Annotated in this window: 16 protein-coding genes; 8 read left to right on the forward strand and 8 right to left on the reverse strand. The window is 44.5% G+C overall.

Translation table 11 applies throughout. From position 1 onward, the window contains the following. Positions 1-113: 113 nt before the first annotated feature. A complete protein-coding gene (locus FLA_RS08845) occupies positions 114-2,192 on the forward strand; it encodes a glycoside hydrolase domain-containing protein (protein ID WP_076381093.1) in 2,079 nt (692 codons plus the stop codon). A 775-nt stretch (positions 2,193-2,967) separates the two neighbouring features. Here FLA_RS08845 and FLA_RS08850 read toward each other — a convergent pair. Both FLA_RS08850 and FLA_RS08855 read right to left on the reverse strand, forming a co-directional pair. Further along, positions 2,968-3,855, reverse strand: a complete 888-nt coding sequence (locus FLA_RS08850; protein WP_084206407.1) for a HEPN domain-containing protein — start codon at positions 3,853-3,855, stop codon at positions 2,968-2,970. A gap of 472 nt (positions 3,856-4,327) precedes the next feature. Beyond that, positions 4,328-4,750: a hypothetical protein gene (locus FLA_RS08855; RefSeq protein WP_076381092.1), complete on the reverse strand. Its 423-nt coding sequence runs from the start codon at positions 4,748-4,750 to the stop codon at positions 4,328-4,330. Between the two features lie 106 nt (positions 4,751-4,856). Here FLA_RS08855 and FLA_RS08860 point away from each other — a divergent pair, with 106 nt between their 5' ends. After that, positions 4,857-5,174 carry a DUF2188 domain-containing protein gene (locus tag FLA_RS08860; RefSeq protein WP_084206406.1) on the forward strand — a complete coding sequence of 106 codons (318 nt, stop codon included), beginning with the start codon at positions 4,857-4,859 and terminating at the stop codon, positions 5,172-5,174. Positions 5,175-5,258: 84 nt separating this feature from the next. Here the strand turns inward: FLA_RS08860 and FLA_RS08865 are convergent, their stop codons facing one another. From FLA_RS08865 to folK, 3 genes are read right to left on the reverse strand one after another with little or no spacing between them, the layout of a single operon-like run. Further along, positions 5,259-6,527, reverse strand: a complete 1,269-nt coding sequence (locus FLA_RS08865; protein WP_076381091.1) for an MFS transporter — start codon at positions 6,525-6,527, stop codon at positions 5,259-5,261. An 18-nt stretch (positions 6,528-6,545) separates the two neighbouring features. Continuing rightward, positions 6,546-7,178, reverse strand: coding sequence for a deoxynucleoside kinase (locus FLA_RS08870; protein ID WP_076381090.1), 633 nt, complete (start codon positions 7,176-7,178; stop codon positions 6,546-6,548). Between the two features lie 23 nt (positions 7,179-7,201). Then, on the reverse strand, positions 7,202-7,705 hold the full coding sequence (folK, locus tag FLA_RS08875) for a 2-amino-4-hydroxy-6-hydroxymethyldihydropteridine diphosphokinase (RefSeq protein WP_076381089.1): 504 nt from the start codon (positions 7,703-7,705) through the stop codon (positions 7,202-7,204). A gap of 64 nt (positions 7,706-7,769) precedes the next feature. Between folK and sppA the strand changes: the two genes are divergently transcribed. From sppA to FLA_RS08890, 3 genes are read left to right on the forward strand one after another with little or no spacing between them, the layout of a single operon-like run. Further along, a complete protein-coding gene (gene sppA / locus FLA_RS08880) occupies positions 7,770-9,527 on the forward strand; it encodes a signal peptide peptidase SppA (protein ID WP_076381316.1) in 1,758 nt (585 codons plus the stop codon). 40 nt (positions 9,528-9,567) lie between these two features. Beyond that, on the forward strand, positions 9,568-10,722 hold the full coding sequence (locus FLA_RS08885; protein ID WP_076381088.1) for an ABC transporter permease: 1,155 nt from the start codon (positions 9,568-9,570) through the stop codon (positions 10,720-10,722). Between the two features lie 9 nt (positions 10,723-10,731). Further along, positions 10,732-11,241 carry an SRPBCC family protein gene (locus FLA_RS08890; RefSeq protein WP_076381087.1) on the forward strand — a complete coding sequence of 170 codons (510 nt, stop codon included), beginning with the start codon at positions 10,732-10,734 and terminating at the stop codon, positions 11,239-11,241. A 2-nt stretch (positions 11,242-11,243) separates the two neighbouring features. On the opposite strand, the gene bioA is transcribed toward FLA_RS08890, so the two are convergent. Continuing rightward, a complete protein-coding gene (bioA, locus tag FLA_RS08895; RefSeq protein ID WP_076381086.1) occupies positions 11,244-12,515 on the reverse strand; it encodes an adenosylmethionine--8-amino-7-oxononanoate transaminase in 1,272 nt (423 codons plus the stop codon). Between the two features lie 123 nt (positions 12,516-12,638). Between bioA and FLA_RS08900 the strand changes: the two genes are divergently transcribed. Both FLA_RS08900 and FLA_RS08905 read left to right on the forward strand, forming a co-directional pair. Next, on the forward strand, positions 12,639-13,160 hold the full coding sequence (locus tag FLA_RS08900) for an RNA polymerase sigma factor (protein ID WP_231940410.1): 522 nt from the start codon (positions 12,639-12,641) through the stop codon (positions 13,158-13,160). Further along, positions 13,150-14,592 carry a porin family protein gene (locus FLA_RS08905; protein ID WP_076381084.1) on the forward strand — a complete coding sequence of 481 codons (1,443 nt, stop codon included), beginning with the start codon at positions 13,150-13,152 and terminating at the stop codon, positions 14,590-14,592. The genes FLA_RS08900 and FLA_RS08905 overlap by 11 nt, the downstream gene beginning before the upstream one ends. A gap of 22 nt (positions 14,593-14,614) precedes the next feature. Here the strand turns inward: FLA_RS08905 and queG are convergent, their stop codons facing one another. Continuing rightward, on the reverse strand, positions 14,615-15,577 hold the full coding sequence (gene queG, locus FLA_RS08910) for a tRNA epoxyqueuosine(34) reductase QueG (RefSeq protein ID WP_076381315.1): 963 nt from the start codon (positions 15,575-15,577) through the stop codon (positions 14,615-14,617). Positions 15,578-15,692: 115 nt separating this feature from the next. Between queG and FLA_RS08915 the strand changes: the two genes are divergently transcribed. Next, positions 15,693-16,097 (forward strand): hypothetical protein, encoded by a 405-nt coding sequence (locus tag FLA_RS08915; protein WP_076381083.1) that lies wholly within the window; start codon positions 15,693-15,695, stop codon positions 16,095-16,097. A 159-nt stretch (positions 16,098-16,256) separates the two neighbouring features. Here the strand turns inward: FLA_RS08915 and ychF are convergent, their stop codons facing one another. Beyond that, positions 16,257-17,360: a redox-regulated ATPase YchF gene (ychF, locus tag FLA_RS08920; protein ID WP_076381082.1), complete on the reverse strand. Its 1,104-nt coding sequence runs from the start codon at positions 17,358-17,360 to the stop codon at positions 16,257-16,259. Positions 17,361-17,383 lie beyond the last annotated feature (23 nt).

Below are 17,383 nucleotides of genomic sequence, written 5' to 3' on the forward strand. Positions count from 1 at the left end.
TTCACCCTTTTGATAAGGGTGAACTGTCTCATTAAGGTAACAATGGGCTTAGACTATAAGCCTTACTTTCGTTATCAAAAGCAAATTCCCCTTATCTCTTATACCACCATTCTATGAAAAAGTATTGGTATTTACTGGCGCTGTTACCATCTGGCCTGCTGGCGCAAAGCAAAACAGCAAAGCCGGTGAGCGCAGCCCCTGCCAGCCTGGTAAACGTTTTTTTAGGCTCTTCGGGCGATCACGGACAACTATCTCCTGCTGCATCTTATCCCTTTAGCATGATGAGCATAGGCCCGCAAACCTATCCCAACACCCACACCGGATACGAGCATAACGCGGTGCAGTTCCTTGGTTTTACCCACAACCGCATGGAAGGGGTAGGCTGCATGGGCAGTGGTGGCAACCTGCTGGTAAAACCCTTTTTGGGCAAGCAACCGGCAGATGATAAACTAGTAAAAGCAAAAGAGCAGGCCAGCCCCGGCTATTACAGCGTGGCCTTTGCCAACAAGGTACAAGCCGAGTTTACGGTTCAGCAAAAGCAAGGCAGGCACCATTACCGTTTTCCGGCGGGAGATAAGGGCTTGGTTTTTAACCTGGCGCACCACCTGGCCAACCGTTTTGTGGCCGAAACACATACTATAGAAGGCAATGCCTTACAGGGGTGGATAGAAACAGGCACCACCTGCAATGCAGGCATATATCGTGTATATTACTACCTGGTAGCCGATAAGTCATTAACCTGGAAAGAAGGGGATAATCACACATTAACCGCTATGGTTTCCCCCGAAGTAACAGAGCTGAATATATCGGTTGGTTTTTCATCGGTCAATACGGACTATGCCAAAGCGGCTATTACCAGCGAAAGCTTTGCACAATGCCAACAAGCCAGTGTTAAAGAATGGAACAAAGTATTAGGCCGCATACAGGTTACAGGTGATAATGAGAAGGAAGCACTGTTTTACTCTTTGCTATACCGCACGGTGCAATCGCCTTACAATATATCCGAACCAGATGGCACCTACCGCGGCAACGATGGCAGTCTGCAACGTTCTACCGATACCATGTACAACGGCTGGGCTATCTGGGATAACTACCGCACGCAGCTGCCTTTGCTGTCGCTCACTTATCCTGAAAAATACCGCGGTATGATCAATTCTATTGCCGGATTATACCAATACGGTAAGCAAGACTATGCCACCGATCACGAGCCTTCCAACACCGTACGTACCGAGCATGCCGTGGTGGTATTGCTGGATGCCTGCCGCAAAGGCTACCCGGTGGCATGGGAGGGTATTATCGATTCCCTGATAAGGGAAGTGGATTCGCTGGATTATTCCCATCCCGATAAAGCTTTGGAATCGAGCTACGATACCTGGGCCTTATCACAAATACTGGCCTTACAACATAAAACGGAACTGAGCGAAAAGTATAAACAAAAGGCTTTACAATACCGTGATTACTGGACCCGCGAGTTTAAGGATCTTACGCGTAATGATGTAGACCGCATGCAGGCACGTGGCATGTACCAGGGCACTATATGGCAATACCGTTGGTTTGTACCTTTTGACGTAAAAGGCCTGCAAAGCCTGATGGGTGGCGAAGATGCCTATATAGCCCAGCTGGATCGTTTTTTTGAAAACGATTATTACAACCACGCCAACGAACCGGATATACAGGCCCCCTATATGTACAACGCTTCTGCACAGCCGTGGAAATCGCAGTACTATATTCATAAGTATGCCGCAGATACCGTGGTACAGTATTACTTTAATGATAACAGCCGTGGCATAGATCCTTTTGTAGATAGGATTTATAAAAACGTCCCCAACACCTATATCAGAACCATGGATGATGATGCGGGTGCTATGTCGGCCTGGTATGTACTGGCTGCCAGTGGTCTTTCTCCTGCCTGTGTAGGCTGGCCGGTGTATTACCTGAGTGTACCATTGTTTCCCACTGTAACACTAGGTTTGCCCGGTAATAAGGCTTTTGCTGTGCAGGTAAAAAACTTTGCCGCTGGTAACAAATACATCCAGGCTATAGAATGGAACGGAAAAGCTATTCATCGTAACTGGTTAACACAGGATGAGATAATGGCAGGAGGGAAGCTGGTGATCACGGCTTCGGATAAGCCGGATACGGGTGTTATTACGGATAAATGGATTTCAACGATAGACGCTGCGGGTAAGTGATAGTGCGGTGTTTGGCGGATGTATAAGTAATGTTAAATACAAAGGTGTCTCGTGGGTGAGACACCTTTGTTGTATAAGGGGTACTTCAACAAGAAGTTATCTGCCATTGAATGTAATGAGGGTAGGTTAATAAGCAGGTTTACTGCCTGAATTATATGAAGAAATAATTTATCTATTCCTGAATAAGGAGTAATTCAGGAGAACTTTTATATTTGTGTAATAGCCGGGAGATCTTCCCTTTTTAGATCATTAGAACGTGGTTTTTACTTGGCTGTCTTTTTTATATTTCTGTAGCTTCAATATACATTTCCTTTATGCAGATAAAAAAAATACCATAAGCTCGATGATGTAGGTGTTGTTATTGGCAGAGTAAAGTAAAGAACAGTACAGGAAATTCAACGTGATATTCAGGAAACCCTTGATTTTATAAAACCCCGTTTTAAACCTTCAGTTAAGTATAGGAGGGTAAAAGAGTTAAATAGCCGAAATCGTTCTTAGAAAGCTCTTTTTCCTATAGATTCCCACCTTTTTACTGCTATTTAGTTTGAATAATTATAGCGATGTTACAGCGACCTTATAGCGTGCTTATAGTGACCTTATAGCGACACGTGTATAGGATTCCACCGTAGTTCATATATGCTAAAGGCATGCAATAGGCTATGTAAAGCCTATCCAGACTCATTGGAAGGAGAGGTGGCTAAATCGGGTAAAAAAGGCCACCTCATTAATGAATGAGATGGCTCTTTTTATAAAGTATGGGTTATGTAATGTATTGCTAAATGGAGTCAATAGAAGCTATCATTTCTATACATAAAGGCCCGGCAATGTCCTGCAATTTCTGAATACGTTCAATAAGCAAGCTCAGCTGCTCTGCTGTTATTACATAATCTTTTTTATATCTCGCATCTATATAAGCGCGTTTTAATAAATCAAACAGGCGTTCTTCTTCTGCCGTATTTTCTGGAAAAACACCAGCCAACTCTTCTGAAAAACGTTTAGTATAGCGTTTAAGTTTATCAAGGTTATGCGTTTTAGGCTTATAACCAGTAAACACCAATACCACAGCATTATAGGTGCGTTCAGCAGCTTGATGTAAGTTAAACACGCCTTCTTTCAAATCTCCATCCTGCCAATAAAAACGTGCACCCTTCAAAAACCTCTGACCACTCAAATACCATTGATCATAATAATCCTGCGCAATCACCTTCGCTTCTGCCGGGCTTAGCGGCTTTCGTTCTGCAAGGGAAGTACGGCCGCTATTATACAGCATAATACCTTCCTGTTCTATATCCGTAAAAAAGTATTGCCCTTCCCGTAGCATCTTATTTACAAAATCTATATCATGTACAATGGTGGTTACAGGTGTTTGGTAGCGGCAGCTGTTTTCTATTACGTCTTGTATTTCGTAGTCTTTACGGTTTTCGCCGCTTTTGGTTATTACCAGTATGTCGTAATCGCTGATATATTCGTATACAATACCGTCTTCTACATATTTATGTTCTACCCAGCGGCCTGTGGCGTGGCTGCCAAATAGTATTATCATTTCTGGTTGTACAGCTTCTACAATAATACTTGCAATCTTTTGTAACTGTTCCTGTTTATAGGCCGGTAAGTGGGCTAAAGAGGTGTTCATCAATGCCTGTTTAGTAGGTAAATCTATCATTTGTTTGTTAGATTAAATGGTTCAAAAAGGAAAATTGGTGGCAATAGCAGTAAAAGGCCGTTTTGTGGGGGCTAAAACGGTAGACACTAATGCCCGCACGGCAGCAATCTTTTACCGGGGGATTATTTGCTTTTGGTTGTGTTTGCTTCATGGATGAATATTTTTTTCGATATAAGACCTACACTCGTCACCATCGAAATTGTATTCTTCTGCAAACAGGAATCAATGCTTACGAAAATAACACACCATTGAAAAGTGTGCAATTAAAATTTACTTGTTTCTGGTACTAACGGACTGGGTTGAATGTTTGGGCGAAACTATGCTACAGTTGCTGTAAGCCTGTTTACTGATGAGGTATTATATCTGTATAATGATTAGTAGTATTATTAAATATATAGAAGCATGAGTAGGAATAAGCACCCCCATTGGTAACCTGGCTGAGTGATACGTTGGTTTTGATGAGTGAGCGTGTTTACAAACCTATTGGTAAGACCTTTTTATTTGCCGGAAGGGTCATCTGGGTAAGTAAAACTACTACAGAGAAGAATTTTACGGCTTCCTCATGAAAGAAGGAAGTAGCATGGAGGAGTTTTACGACTTCCTCATCGGGTGGGGAAGTAGTTAGGAGCAGTTTTTCCACTTCCTCATTAAATGGGGAAGTAGTAGGGAAGAGAATTACAGTTTCCCCACCGCGTGAGGAAGTGGTAGGGAGCAGTTTTTCTACTTCCTCATTAGACGGGGAAGTAGCTTGGATGAGTTTTACAGCTTCCCCGTTAGGCGGGGAAGTTAGATGGGACATTTTTACTACTTCCTCATTAAGTGAGGAAGTAACAGGAAGGAATTTTACTATTTCCTCGTTGGTTGGGGAAGTAGTATGGATTCTTTTTTTACCCAATAATTGTTCTTTAGTTAAGCTATATTACATAATTCATATTGCAGAATACTTTATCTATTAGGATTTGTATTGGGAAATGACAAAACAAGTATCTTGATTATCGAAGATGAGACAACCTTTCGATAAAAAATCAGTTGCCTGTAAAACAGGTAATGCCTCTCCAAAAATAAAGGGGGCAGCTGCTAGTGTTATGCGTAGCAAAGTTGTTTCTAAGCCGAAAAACTCGGCTAACAATATTCATTATGTGCTTCCTTTGGGTAATGGCTGGGTGATAAAATCAGCTCAATCAGCTAAGTTTACCGCAATAACGGATTCCAGGGCTGAGGCTATCTCTATTGGTCGAATGATGGCCCAAACAGACCATTCGCAATTGGTGGTTCATGGTAAAAATGGAGTAGTTCAAATTAGAGAGAGCTATATATAAGATTTATTAAAATAACATATTTTCTACAAAAAAGGCACCTCGTGTATAGCGAAGTGCCTTTTTTGTAGTATCTCTGGTGAAAATCTAATATTCCATCTTCTTCAAAGCCGGTGCTTTAAACCAGGTCACCGCCACTACCAGCAAGGTCATACAACCTCCAAACACCACAGAAGCAGGCGCACCCATTAAACGGGCGGTTAAGCCACTTTCAAACTGCCCTAATTCGTTACTGGAGTTAATGAACATAGAGTTTACGCTCATGACCCTGCCGCGCATGTTGTCCGGTGTTTTTAACTGGGTGATAGTGCCGCGTATTACTACACTGATGCCGTCCAGCATACCGCTTAACATCAATACTGCAAATGAAATCCAGTATAAGCGGGAAATGCCAAATATGATAATACATATACCAAAGCCGGCTACGGCGAATAACAGTTTATAGCCTTGTTTCTTACGCATAGGGAAGAGAGTAAGTAATAACACGCAGCAGATAGCGCCTATATCCGATGCAGCATTCAACATGCCAAAACCTTCGGGTCCTACTTTTAATATATCGCGTGCATACACCGGCACCATGGCTACTGCGCCACCAAATAACACGGCAAACATATCCAGCGATACAGCGCCTAACAGCTCTTTGGTTTTAAACACAAAGCTTAAACCTTCTTTCACGCTGTCCCAGGTTCTTTTTTCTCCTTTATTGGCAATAGGTGGTTTTACATGTAAGCGAAAGGCGCAGCTGATAGATACTACCAGCATACAGGCTATGGTGGCAAGCGTGCCGGTGTTGCCCAGCAGCGCTATTAAAAAGCCGCCGGCTGCGTGACCGCTGATGCTGCCGCTCATATAAGTTGCCTGGTTCCAGGTGGTGGCATTGGGCAGGTCTTCCCGCGGTACTATACTGGCCAGCATTACGTTGTACACCGGGCCGGTAAAGGCACGTACTATGCCGGTGCCGAATATGGTAATGTAAATGCAAATAGCTATCCAGTGATTGCTGAGGTTGCTGGCGGTAAAGCGGCTGGATAGGGTTAACAATATCAGCACAGCTACAATGTATAAGCCAATGCCGCGTAACAATAGTTTCCGTTTTTCGCTGATGTCAATAACGTGTCCGGCGTATAGTGCCAGGGAAATAGCGGGGATAATTTCTGATAAGCCTATCATCCCGATTGCGAGGGGATCGTTGGTAAGGTTGTACACCCACCAGCCCAGCATGGTGGCCAGCATTCTCATGCTCATGGTAAACAGAAAGCGGCTGGCCAGCAGGTTTCTGAATTCGGTAATCTTAATTGCTGCGAATCTGTCGATTGTCTTTGCTGTCGGGTCTTGTTTTGTCGAGTCACTTGCCATATCACATCTGCTTTAATTCTAGGGCAGCGAAATAAAGTGCTGTCCTTCATCATAGTCTCTTTCCAGCGCGTCCAATATCACCTGTACATGTTGTTCGTTGTCCAGGAAGTCGGCATTAGAAGCGTCTACAATGATGGTTTTGATCTTATGTTGTTTAATGTAGTTTGTATAAGTTTCCTGGATGTTAAACAGGTATTCATCGGGAATATGCTGCTCGTATCCGCGGTTGCGCTTTTTAATATTGGCTTGCAGTCGGGTAACGGGAGAGTGCAGGTAAATGAGTATATCCGGAAAAATCAATTGCTGGTGAATAATATCAAACAGTTTCTGATACAGCCTGAATTCTTCTTCGGGCAGGTTTACCTTGGCAAATAACAGGCATTTGGTAAACAGGTAATCCGAAATGGTTACTGTTTGAAACAGGTCGTTAGTATGCAGCATGTCTTTCAGCTGCTTAAAACGTTCTGCCATAAAAAACAGCTCCAGCGGAAAAGCGTATTGTTTGGGATTTTCGTAAAAGCGGGGCAAAAAGGGGTTATCCGCAAATTCTTCCAGTATAAGTCTGGCGTTGAGCTTTTTGGATAAGAGGTGCGCTAATGTGGTTTTTCCGGCGCCGATATTCCCTTCAATCGTAATAAAGTGATACTTCATTATGTGGTAATGTCCGCTCAAAATTAAGGCAGCGGAGGTTTTGCTCCGGAAATTTTATGCACATCCAGCGTATCAGGGCAATTTTTCAACAGAGTGGTGATGGTTTCGTGTAGCTGTGGATGCACATATTGCGGTGCTATTTCGGCCAGGGGCAACAATGCAAAACGGCGTTGTGGTAAATGAGGGTGTGGTACTGTTATTAATTCGCTTTGTATCACTTCTTCATTATAAAGCAATACATCTATGTCAATAGTACGTGGTCCCATTTTAATGGTTCTTTCCCTGCCCAGGCTCGTTTCAATGTCCAGCAGCTGTTGCATCAGTACAGGAGCGGCGAAAGAAGTGTGTAGTAACAAGGCCTGGTTATAGAAGGAAGGTTGATCTTCCACACCCCAGGCAGCGGTTTCATAAATGGAGGATTGCTGCACTACAACACCGCATTTTTCCTGTATCTGAGAAACTGCCCTGGAAAGGTATGCCGTACGATCGCCTAAATTACCGCCTATCAGCAGGTATGCTCTATTCATAAATAACAGGATGATGGGGGCCAAATATCTTTATTTTTACACTATTGCACAGGAGATTTTAACTATGAAAGGATTTTTTAAAACATTTTTAGCAGTGTTTGTAGCACTGGTAGTATTTGCGTTGGTATTTCTTTTTGTGGGCATCGTGCTTATTGGCCGTGCATCCAGTGAAGAGAAACCGGTGGTAGGCAAAAACGCCGTTCTATATCTCGATTTGTCGGTAGATTATGCCGATCAGTCGAAGGATAATACCGTTAACTCTATTGTGAGTGATGAGCCTAGTGTATTACCCGGACTGAGTGATGTGGTGCAGATGATTGACTATGCAAAGGGCGATTCTTCTATAAAAGGCATATTTATACGTGCGGTACACAACAGCAACAGCTTTGCTGCCAGTGAAGAGTTGCGCAGGGCGCTGAAAGAGTTTAAATCCAGCAGAAAGTTCATTATCGCCTATGGCGATGCCATTAGCCAGGGGGCTTACGGCGTTGCTTCGATAGCTGATAAAATATATTGTAACCCTAAGGGTGGGGTAGAATGGAGAGGATATGCCAACAGCCTGGCCTTTTTTAAAGGCGCATTGGATAAGCTGGAATTGCAGCCGGAAGTATTTTATGCCGGCAAGTTTAAAAGTGCTACAGAGCCTTTTCGTTATACACAAATGAGCGATGCCAACCGTTTGCAAACCACTGTTTGGGTAAACGATTTATACAGCCGCCTGTTACTGAATGTTGCAGAATCCCGTGGCATAGACACTGCCACTTTACATAAACTGGCTGCTGATAATGCGGTACAATCGGCCAACGATGCACTGGCGCATCATTTGGTAGATGGATTAAAGTATGATGATGAGGTGAAGGCAGAGCTGTTTGAAAGAATGGGTGCTAAAGAAGTAGAGAAAGTAAACTTTGTTAGCATTGGCAAATATTATAAAGCTGTGGATTTTTCCAATACCGATGGGGAGAAAATAGCGGTTATTTACGCTTCGGGCGATATTGTAAGCGGTAAAGGCAGTGACGAACAGATTGGTAGTGATAAGTTCAAAAACCTGATTCGCAAGGCACGTTTAGATAAAAACGTCAAGGCTATTGTACTGCGTGTAAATTCTCCGGGAGGGGATGCACTGGCCAGTGAGGTTATCTGGCGTGAGGTGTCGCTGGCACGTAAAGTAAAGCCTACTGTAGTTAGTATGGGCGATCTGGCGGCTTCCGGTGGTTATTATATCTCCTGCAACGGCGATTCTATTTTTGCCGATGCCTCTACCATCACCGGTTCTATCGGTGTGTTCAGCCTTACCTTCAACGTATCTTCTTTCTTTAAAAATAAACTGGGCACCACCTTCGATGGCGTAAAAACCACTCCTTCTGCCGATATGCAATTTGGCATGCGCCCGCTTACAGAACAGGAGCGTTCCCTGTTACAAAGCGATGTGGATACCGTTTATCAAACCTTTATTTCCCGCGTAGCTGAAGGCCGTAAAAAGCCCGTGGCATATATTGATAGCATTGCACAGGGTAGGGTATGGACCGGCCAGCGTGCAGTATCTATAGGCCTGGTAGATAAAATAGGCAACCTGCAGGATGCAATTGCCTGTGCGGCCAGAATGGCAAAAGTAAAAGAGTACTACATTAAAGAATATCCCGAGCGTAAATCGTTTTGGGAGCAGTTGACGAGTGGCTCAGCCGAAAAGACCATCAAAACCAAAATGATTTCGGAAGAGATTGGCGAAGATGGTTATAAACTGATGCAGCACATCAAAGCCATTAAATCGTGGGATAATATACCACAGGCCCGTTTGCCTTTTGACTATACATCAAATTAATCCCTAGCTTTGCGCTCTCATTTTTAGAATAAAAGCTAGTATGTCGGGCAATAAATACAATCAGTTGAAGGCAATGTTTGCCATTACCAGGGCCGGTTTGCAGTCTATTATGCGCAGTCCTTCCACGGTAATGTTCAGTATAGGTTTCCCGATGGTGTTTATACTGGTGTTTGGTTTTATGGGTGGCGGAAGCGGTGTTTCGTTTAAAATAGCGTTCGACCCGGCCTGCGATACTAACAACGCGGTATATCATATTATACAAAACACGCCGGGCATTAAAACCGTTACCAAAAGCGGTAAAGAGTTGCAGGAAGACCTGGAAAAAGGCCGTATTGTGGCGGTGCTGAATATTCAGAAGAATGGGAAGCTGGCTTCCGCTGCAGATAGCATGGCTTTTTTGAATGGGAACAAAGGCGCTGACTACAACATACAACTGAAAAGTTCCGAGGCGGTAAACCCGCAAACCCTGGCTACTTTTCAAAACATTTTTCTGGCAGGTATCATCAACAAGCTTAATAAAGGTACTTATCCTAACGTGCCTACTGTGGCAGATATAAGCCCTGATGTACAAAAGGTACCGGGCCGCATTTACCGCACTATCGACTTTATATTGCCTGGTCAGCTGGGCTTTTCGTTAATGAGTGCATCGGTGTTTGGGGTGGCATTCCTGTTTTTTAGCTTACGCCAGCAACTGGTGTTAAAGCGCTTTTTCGCTACACCTATCACCCGTCCGTATATTATCCTGGGCGAAGCATTGAGCCGTGTGATATTCCAGATGATCACTGCCGTGGTAATTGTGGTAATAGGTACGTTTGCCTTTCACTTTACCTTGGTAAAAGGTTTTGAAACCTTTCTGGAAATTATGTTCCTGAGCTTTCTGGCGCTGATTGTGTTTATGGGTTACGGTTTTATAGTAAGTGGCCTGGCCAAAACAGAAAGCACCATTCCTATGATGGCGAATATATTTACCCTGCCCCAGTTTTTACTGGCAGGCACCTTCTTTTCAATTGATGCTTTTCCGGCGTGGCTACAGCCACTTTGCCGCATATTACCGCTTACACATTTTAATGAAGCCATGCGCAATATTGCCTTTGAAGGGGCCAACCTTATCAGCTGCTGGCAAAACATTGGCGTAATGTTGATATGGGGTGTAATTGCCTATGCCGCTGCGGTAAAAGTTTTTAAATGGGAATAATCGAATAGTATGAAAATTATTAAGCTGGGGTTAATTAGTGTAGTAGTGTTATTTATCATAGCTACCTTAATTGGCCTGTTACTGCCTTCTACTGTAACCGTTTCTAAAGCTATTGACATTCAGCAATCGCCTGATAGTGTAATGGGCTACCTGAGTGATTTGAAGCGTTGGCCTGAATGGATTGAAGGCGTAAAAAGCAATGGATTTGCTGTTACCACTACGGCTACTACCGGGGTAGGCGCTAAAGCCACTGTAAATAAGAATATCATTACCATTACCAGCGTGCAAAAAGACAAAGTGCTTACCTTATGGGAAGGCAGCAATGGCTTTAACCAGGATGCGGTAATGGAAGTGTATACCAATGAAACCCGCTCTATGACTACCATGCACTGGTCGTTCACCCAAAAAATAGGCTGGTATCCCTGGCAAAGGCTGGGTTCTTTTATGAACGAAAAGATATTAGGCCCGGTAATGGAAATGAGCCTTTCCAACTTAAAAAAGGTAGTAGAGCAGCAGTAACCTTATTCGGTTACTGCATTAATCACCTCTAATAAAGTGGTATATACCTTGTCCAGCTGTGCTGATGTAATGCAGTAGGGCGGCATAATATATACCGTATTGCCCAATGGACGCAGATACACACCGGCCTGCATACATTGCTGTGTAATGGTATGGCTGATGTTGTTGAGGTATTCATCTTTGCCCTTATCTACTTCAAAGGCCAGTATAGTGCCCAGTGTGCGTATATTTTTTACCTGAGCAAAAGCCAGCAGGGTAGAAGCAAATAGTTTGTTGCGGTTACTGATCCATTCCACTTTGGCCATACTGTTTTCTTTCTCCAGCAATTCCAGGCTGGCTACAGCAGTAGTGCAGGCAAGCGGATTGGCGGTAAAGGAGTGGCCGTGGAAAAAGGTTTTGAGTTTATCGTCCTGTACAAAAGCATCGTAAATGCGTTGTACGCAGGCGGTAACGCCTAACGCCATGGTGCCGCCTGTTAAGCCTTTGCTCAGGCAAATAATATCGGGCTGGTAAGTAAGATATTCGCTGGCAAACAGTTTCCCGGTGCGTCCAAACCCCGTCATCACCTCATCGGCAATGCAGATAATGCCATATTGCTGCACGGCTTGCAGCAGTTGATTCATGGCGCTGGCTTCGTAAAACTGCATGCCACCTGCGCCTTGCACCAATGGCTCGTAAATAAAGGCGGCTATGTGTGGGTGCTGCTGTTGCAGGATGGCTAATGTTGCCGGCAGGTTGTTGGAAGTAGGGGTATCTATAAAAATAACTTCAAACAGCAAATCGTGAAAGGCCATGGTAAACACGCCCCGGTCGCTCACACTCATAGCGCCAAACGTATCTCCATGATAGGAATTCCTGAACGCCAGTATTTTTTTACGTTGGGGCTGTTGCTGGTTCCACCAGTATTGCAGACTCATTTTCAGGGCTACTTCGGTAGAGGTAGAGCCATTATCGCTGTAAAAAATACGCGCAAAGCTGCCGGGCAGCAGGGGCAGTAGTTTTTCAGCCAGGGTAACGGCGGGCTCGTGCGTAAAACCGGCAAAAATCACCTGTTCCAGCGTAAGCGCCTGCTGGTAAAGCTTTTCGGCAATATAGGGATGGGCATGTCCGTGAAGGGTTACCCACCAGCTGCTGATGGCGTCAATGTAAGCGTGGCCGTTCTCGTCATACAAAAGCGTTTCTTTGCCTTTTACAATGGCCACAGGGGCAGCCATATTCTTTTGAGGGGTAAAAGGATGCCAGATGTACTTTTTGTCTTTTTCTACCAGGTTCATGCGGCAAATGTAAGCGGCTGGCTCTTGTAAAAAAATTATGTGCGAAGTGCAACGGTTTGAAAAAAGCCGTTGTCAGGAGGTATAAGTGATATGACAGACGACCGGCAGTTAATAAAATCCTGTTTGGCAGGAAATGCTAACGCGCAGCATCAGCTTTACCAGCAGTATGCTTCGGTAATGCTGGGTGTGTGTTACCGGTATACCAAATCGATGGAGGATGCGCAGGATGTGTTGCAGGAAGGGTTTATTAACGTGTTTAAAAACCTGGCGCAGTTTAAAATGGAAGGCGAGCTGGGGGCCTGGATACGGAGGATTATGGTAAATGCCGCGCTCAACTACCTGAAACGTAAAAAGCGGTACCAGTATGATATGTTGTTGCCCGAAGAGCATTTGCACCCGGTTTCGGACGATGATCCGATTATTCAGCTGAACGCCAAAGATGTAGCTATGTTAATCCGGCAATTACCGGCCGGTTATCAAACAATATTCAACCTGCACGCTGTAGAAGGATACCCACATGTGGAAATAGCACAAATGATGGGTATTACGGAAAGCACTTCCCGTACACAATACATGCGTGCCCGTAAATTACTGATTGACTGGTTAACCAAACCAGGGGTTAAAAAACTGAACCATGCAGGATGATAGTTCATTAGAGAAGAATATGCAGCAACTAATGAGCGGGCTTGAATTTGAGCCGGATGCTGCAGTATGGGAAAATATTCAACGGGAATTGCACCCGGAGAAAAAACGCAGGGTAGCAGTATGGTGGTGGCTGGCCGGGGTAGTACTATTGTTGCTTTTCTGGGGAGGAAGGTTTTGGCAACAAACAGGAACTAAGCGGCCGGCCCAGCCTGCTGTTGCAGTAACGCAGCAGCCAGCGCCGGAAAATGTTGCAGGCACACAGCTGCCACAACAGGCGGGTGGTAGCGAAACCACTACCGAAGCAAACAAGGCTTCTGCAACCATTATTTCCAACACAAAAGAACCTGCATCAGCCCAACCAGGCAACACGGTGTTAGCTGGAGGCGCAGCGGGTGTCATTTCTGGTAAAACAGCAAAAACAGGCAGTAGTGAGAAAGTAATATCCGATAAAGTACACCAACAGCCAAGGCATTGGGCCGGAAAGAAGGACGCTAAAGCATTGAGAATCATCTGTGAAGATTTTGTACAGCCATCTGATGCTAACTCCTTTACACCGGTTTTAGCAGGTAGCGGGCAGCAAAGCCCGGCTGTAACAGGTAAAAGTGAAACGGTGTTGTATACAGTGGGAGATAGCGTGGAAATAACAGCAAATAACCGTGCAGGAGAAGAAAAAAACACCCCTGCAAACTACCCCGATCCGTTTACACCGGTAACAGGTATTGTGGCTCCACCGCAAGTGGCTTCACCTAAAAAACAGTGGAATGTGTATCCATTAATAGCTATAGGCGGAGGTACACTAACCGGCGGTGTGAAACAAAGTTCTTATTATTCTTATCTGGTTCCTTCCCCTGACGAAACTAATAGAAATACTTTTAATTCCAGCGTAGGCACGGGTGGTGGTGGCGCTAGTGGTTTAACAAGTGCTGAACTGTATACCAGTTCCACTAAAGTTGGCCCATCTTTTAAAGTAGGGTTTGCTGTGGAAAGAGAACTATGGCGCAAATGGAAGCTGCAAACCGGTTTACAATTGCAATACCTGTCGTACCAGGTGAATTTGTTGTACGACTACCAGCGTCCTGTGGGGATGTCGGTAGGCAAACAGGATTACCATCTCCGTTATACCATGTATTATGCTGGTGTTCCTACCTTATTGCAATACCAGGCAACGAACGGGTGGGGTATTTCCGGTGGTGTGATTCATAATCTGGCTATATCTGCAAAAGAAGGAGATAACAGTTATTCTAATACTATACGGAGGTATGTGCCTGCGGGATATTTATCACTGGATATATCTGCCGGTAAAATAGCGCAGCAACAACTCATCGTCAGCCCGTTTGTGCAATACGGCTTACAGGGTGCATTTAAAGGTAATGTAACCGATAAAAAAGTATTACAGGCAGGTGTACAGGTGGTGTGGCATGTAAAGCAATAAGCCTATAAAGCAGGCGGGTTCATTACTGTTCTTCCTTAGTGGGGAGTGGTGTACCATTGTATTGCAAAAACTGCAGGTTGCGCTGTATGCCTTTAAACTTACTGCGCTTTAAAGGGGAGTTTTTAAAGATGGTGCGAAAGCTTTCTTCCGTAAGGGCTTCCCAGTCCTGTGTTTTCAGGTTCAACACCTCCGGTATAGGTGCAAATGCGGGCTCTGAGCCTGCTTTACTAAAGCGGTTCCAGGGGCACACATCCTGGCAGGTGTCACAACCAAACATCCAGTCGTCAAACCGTCCCTGCATTTCATCGGGTATCAGCATGTCTTTCAGCTCAATGGTAAAATAGCTGATGCACTTACTGCCATCAACCTGCTTATTGGGTAAAATAGCATCAGTAGGGCAGGCGTCGATACATTTGGTGCAGGTGCCGCAAAAGTCTTTGGCAAAAGGATCGTCATATTCCAATTCCAGGTCGATAATAAGCGTGGCTATAAAAAAGAACGAACCGTTTTGTTTGGAAATGAGGTTGCCGTTCTTGCCAATCCACCCTGCCCCGGTCAGTTGTGCCCAGCTGCGTTCCAGCACAGGAGCGCTATCCACAAAACCACGGCCTTCCACGGCGCCAATATTCAGTCGTATGCGTGCCAGCAGGTCGTTTAGTTTGGGGCGTATTACTTCGTGATAATCTTCGCCGTAGGCATATTTGGCAATACGTGGCGCATCTGTAACCTGCTGTTCGGGCGGGTAATAGTTCATGAGCAGGGTAATAACCGATTTGGCACCGGGTACCAGCCGGGTTGGATCTACCCGCAGCTCAAAATTCTTTTCCATGTAATGCATACTGCCGTGCATGCCCTTGTTTAGCCAGCTTTCCAGCCGGCGGGCATCTTCGTCCAGCATACGTGCACGGGCAATGCCACAGTAACTAAACCCCAGCTGCTGTGCCCATTCCTTAATAAGGTGTGTATGGTGTGTTACCTGTAACATGTAATATCTGGCAAAAATAACCCGTAAACCAGAAAAAGAATAATTGCACCTTTGCAGGCGCAAAAACAGATAGATAAACAAGTTCAGACGCATTTTAGTAAAGAAAGAACAGGCAATGGAATACCAATTGAAAGTGAACCAGGGAATAGCGCCGTTTTATTTAGGCGAAAGCATTGACAGTTACCTGGAAACGTATGATTGTGAATGTGTTGAGGAAGACGATGATGAAGATTGTGAAATTTATGTTTTCTTCCACTCAGAGATAAAGGTGAACGTTAACACCACCACGCGCCTGATTGAAGGTGTGCAGTGTGGCAGGTATTGTTACATGGAAAAGGAAGATGTGATAGGCATGAACATTCATCGTTTTTTAGAAAGGAAATGGTTGGAAGGAGAGTATATAGTAGAAACCATGTACATGGATGAAGATGACAAAATTGACAACCTGTACGATTTTGATTGTGGGGTAATGATTTGGGTAAACCAGTTAGATACTATTGAAACCGTGTTTGTATGTTAATCACAGGTGGCGTATCAGCACCACCTGTGGTTGCAGGTATTAGCGACCTTCTATGTGTTGAATGGCACGTTCCGGCAATTCATCCCTGCCAGCCGTTCATACAATAAAAAAGCCCGGATGCAGTAGCTATCCGGGCTTATACAATATGCTTGTATAGCATTATACGTTAAAGCGGAAGTGCATTACATCACCATCCTGTACAATGTACTCTTTACCTTCAATTCTTAATTTACCATTATCGCGACAAGCTGATTCACTGCCATACTTAACAAAGTCGTTATAGGCAATTACTTCCGCCTTGATAAAGCCTTTTTCAAAATCGGTGTGAATTACACTTGCGGCCTGTGGTGCTTTCCATCCTTTGTGAATGGTCCAGGCACGCACTTCCTGAACGCCGGCAGTGAAGTAAGTATCCAGGTTTAACAGTTTGTAAGCGCTGCGTATTAAGCGGTGCAGGGCAGGCTCTGTCATTTTATACTCATCCATAAACATCGCCTTGTCATCTTCTGTTTCCAGTTCTGCAATCTGCGCCTCTATAGAGTTGTTCATAATAATTACTTCTGCGCCCTCGTCTTTTACATTGGCAATAAGCGCTTCGGAGTATTTGTTGCCGGTGTGCATAGAAGCTTCGTCAACGTTAGCTACATATAAAACCGGTTTTTCTGTTAATAAACACAGGTCTTCAATAGCCAGTTTTTCTTCTTTGCTTAAGCCCAGGCCGCGAATACTTTTACCTTTTTCCAGATGTTCTTTACAGCGGGTTAATACCTCAAACTCCGCTTTTGCTTTGGCATCAGAGCCTACACGGGCTTGCTTCTCTACCTTCTGCATTTTCTTTTCCACGCTTTCCAGGTCTTTCAGCTGCAGCTCGGTGTCAATGATCTCTTTATCGCTAACGGGGTTAATGGCACCTTCTTCACGCAGTACGTTCTCATCTTCAAAACAACGTATTACATGTATAATGGCATCCACCTCGCGTATGTTACCTAAGAATTTGTTGCCTAAGCCTTCCCCTTTACTGGCGCCTTTTACCAGGCCGGCAATATCTACTATTTCCAGCTGTGTGGGCACAATACGGTTGGGATTTACCAGCTCGGCCAGTTTTTTCATGCGCTCGTCAGGCACATCTACCAATCCCACGTTAGGATCGATAGTACAGAAACGGTAATTACTTGCCTGTGCTTTGGCGCTGATACTTACAGCGTTGAACAGGGTTGATTTTCCTACGTTGGGCAAACCTACAATACCTACTTGTAAAGCCATGATAGTTCAAAATTTCGGCTGCA

It is taken from the genome of Filimonas lacunae, from assembly GCF_002355595.1.
GTDB lineage: Bacteria > Bacteroidota > Bacteroidia > Chitinophagales > Chitinophagaceae > Filimonas > Filimonas lacunae.

What these genes read in the sequence shown, in the direction of transcription:
- FLA_RS08870 (WP_076381090.1), bottom strand. Translation starts at nt 7,178, where the DNA reads ATGAAGTATCACTTTATTACGATTGAAGGGAATATCGGCGCCGGAAAA.
- ychF (WP_076381082.1), bottom strand. Translation starts at nt 17,360, where the DNA reads ATGGCTTTACAAGTAGGTATTGTAGGTTTGCCCAACGTAGGAAAATCA.
- folK (WP_076381089.1), bottom strand. Translation starts at nt 7,705, where the DNA reads ATGAATAGAGCATACCTGCTGATAGGCGGTAATTTAGGCGATCGTACG.
- sppA (WP_076381316.1), top strand. Translation starts at nt 7,770, where the DNA reads ATGAAAGGATTTTTTAAAACATTTTTAGCAGTGTTTGTAGCACTGGTA.
- FLA_RS08915 (WP_076381083.1), top strand. Translation starts at nt 15,693, where the DNA reads ATGGAATACCAATTGAAAGTGAACCAGGGAATAGCGCCGTTTTATTTA.
- FLA_RS08885 (WP_076381088.1), top strand. Translation starts at nt 9,568, where the DNA reads ATGTCGGGCAATAAATACAATCAGTTGAAGGCAATGTTTGCCATTACC.
- FLA_RS08865 (WP_076381091.1), bottom strand. Translation starts at nt 6,527, where the DNA reads ATGGCAAGTGACTCGACAAAACAAGACCCGACAGCAAAGACAATCGAC.
- queG (WP_076381315.1), bottom strand. Translation starts at nt 15,577, where the DNA reads ATGTTACAGGTAACACACCATACACACCTTATTAAGGAATGGGCACAG.
- FLA_RS08845 (WP_076381093.1), top strand. Translation starts at nt 114, where the DNA reads ATGAAAAAGTATTGGTATTTACTGGCGCTGTTACCATCTGGCCTGCTG.
- FLA_RS08850 (WP_084206407.1), bottom strand. Translation starts at nt 3,855, where the DNA reads ATGATAGATTTACCTACTAAACAGGCATTGATGAACACCTCTTTAGCC.
- bioA (WP_076381086.1), bottom strand. Translation starts at nt 12,515, where the DNA reads ATGAACCTGGTAGAAAAAGACAAAAAGTACATCTGGCATCCTTTTACC.
- FLA_RS08905 (WP_076381084.1), top strand. Translation starts at nt 13,150, where the DNA reads ATGCAGGATGATAGTTCATTAGAGAAGAATATGCAGCAACTAATGAGC.
- FLA_RS08890 (WP_076381087.1), top strand. Translation starts at nt 10,732, where the DNA reads ATGAAAATTATTAAGCTGGGGTTAATTAGTGTAGTAGTGTTATTTATC.
- FLA_RS08860 (WP_084206406.1), top strand. Translation starts at nt 4,857, where the DNA reads ATGAGACAACCTTTCGATAAAAAATCAGTTGCCTGTAAAACAGGTAAT.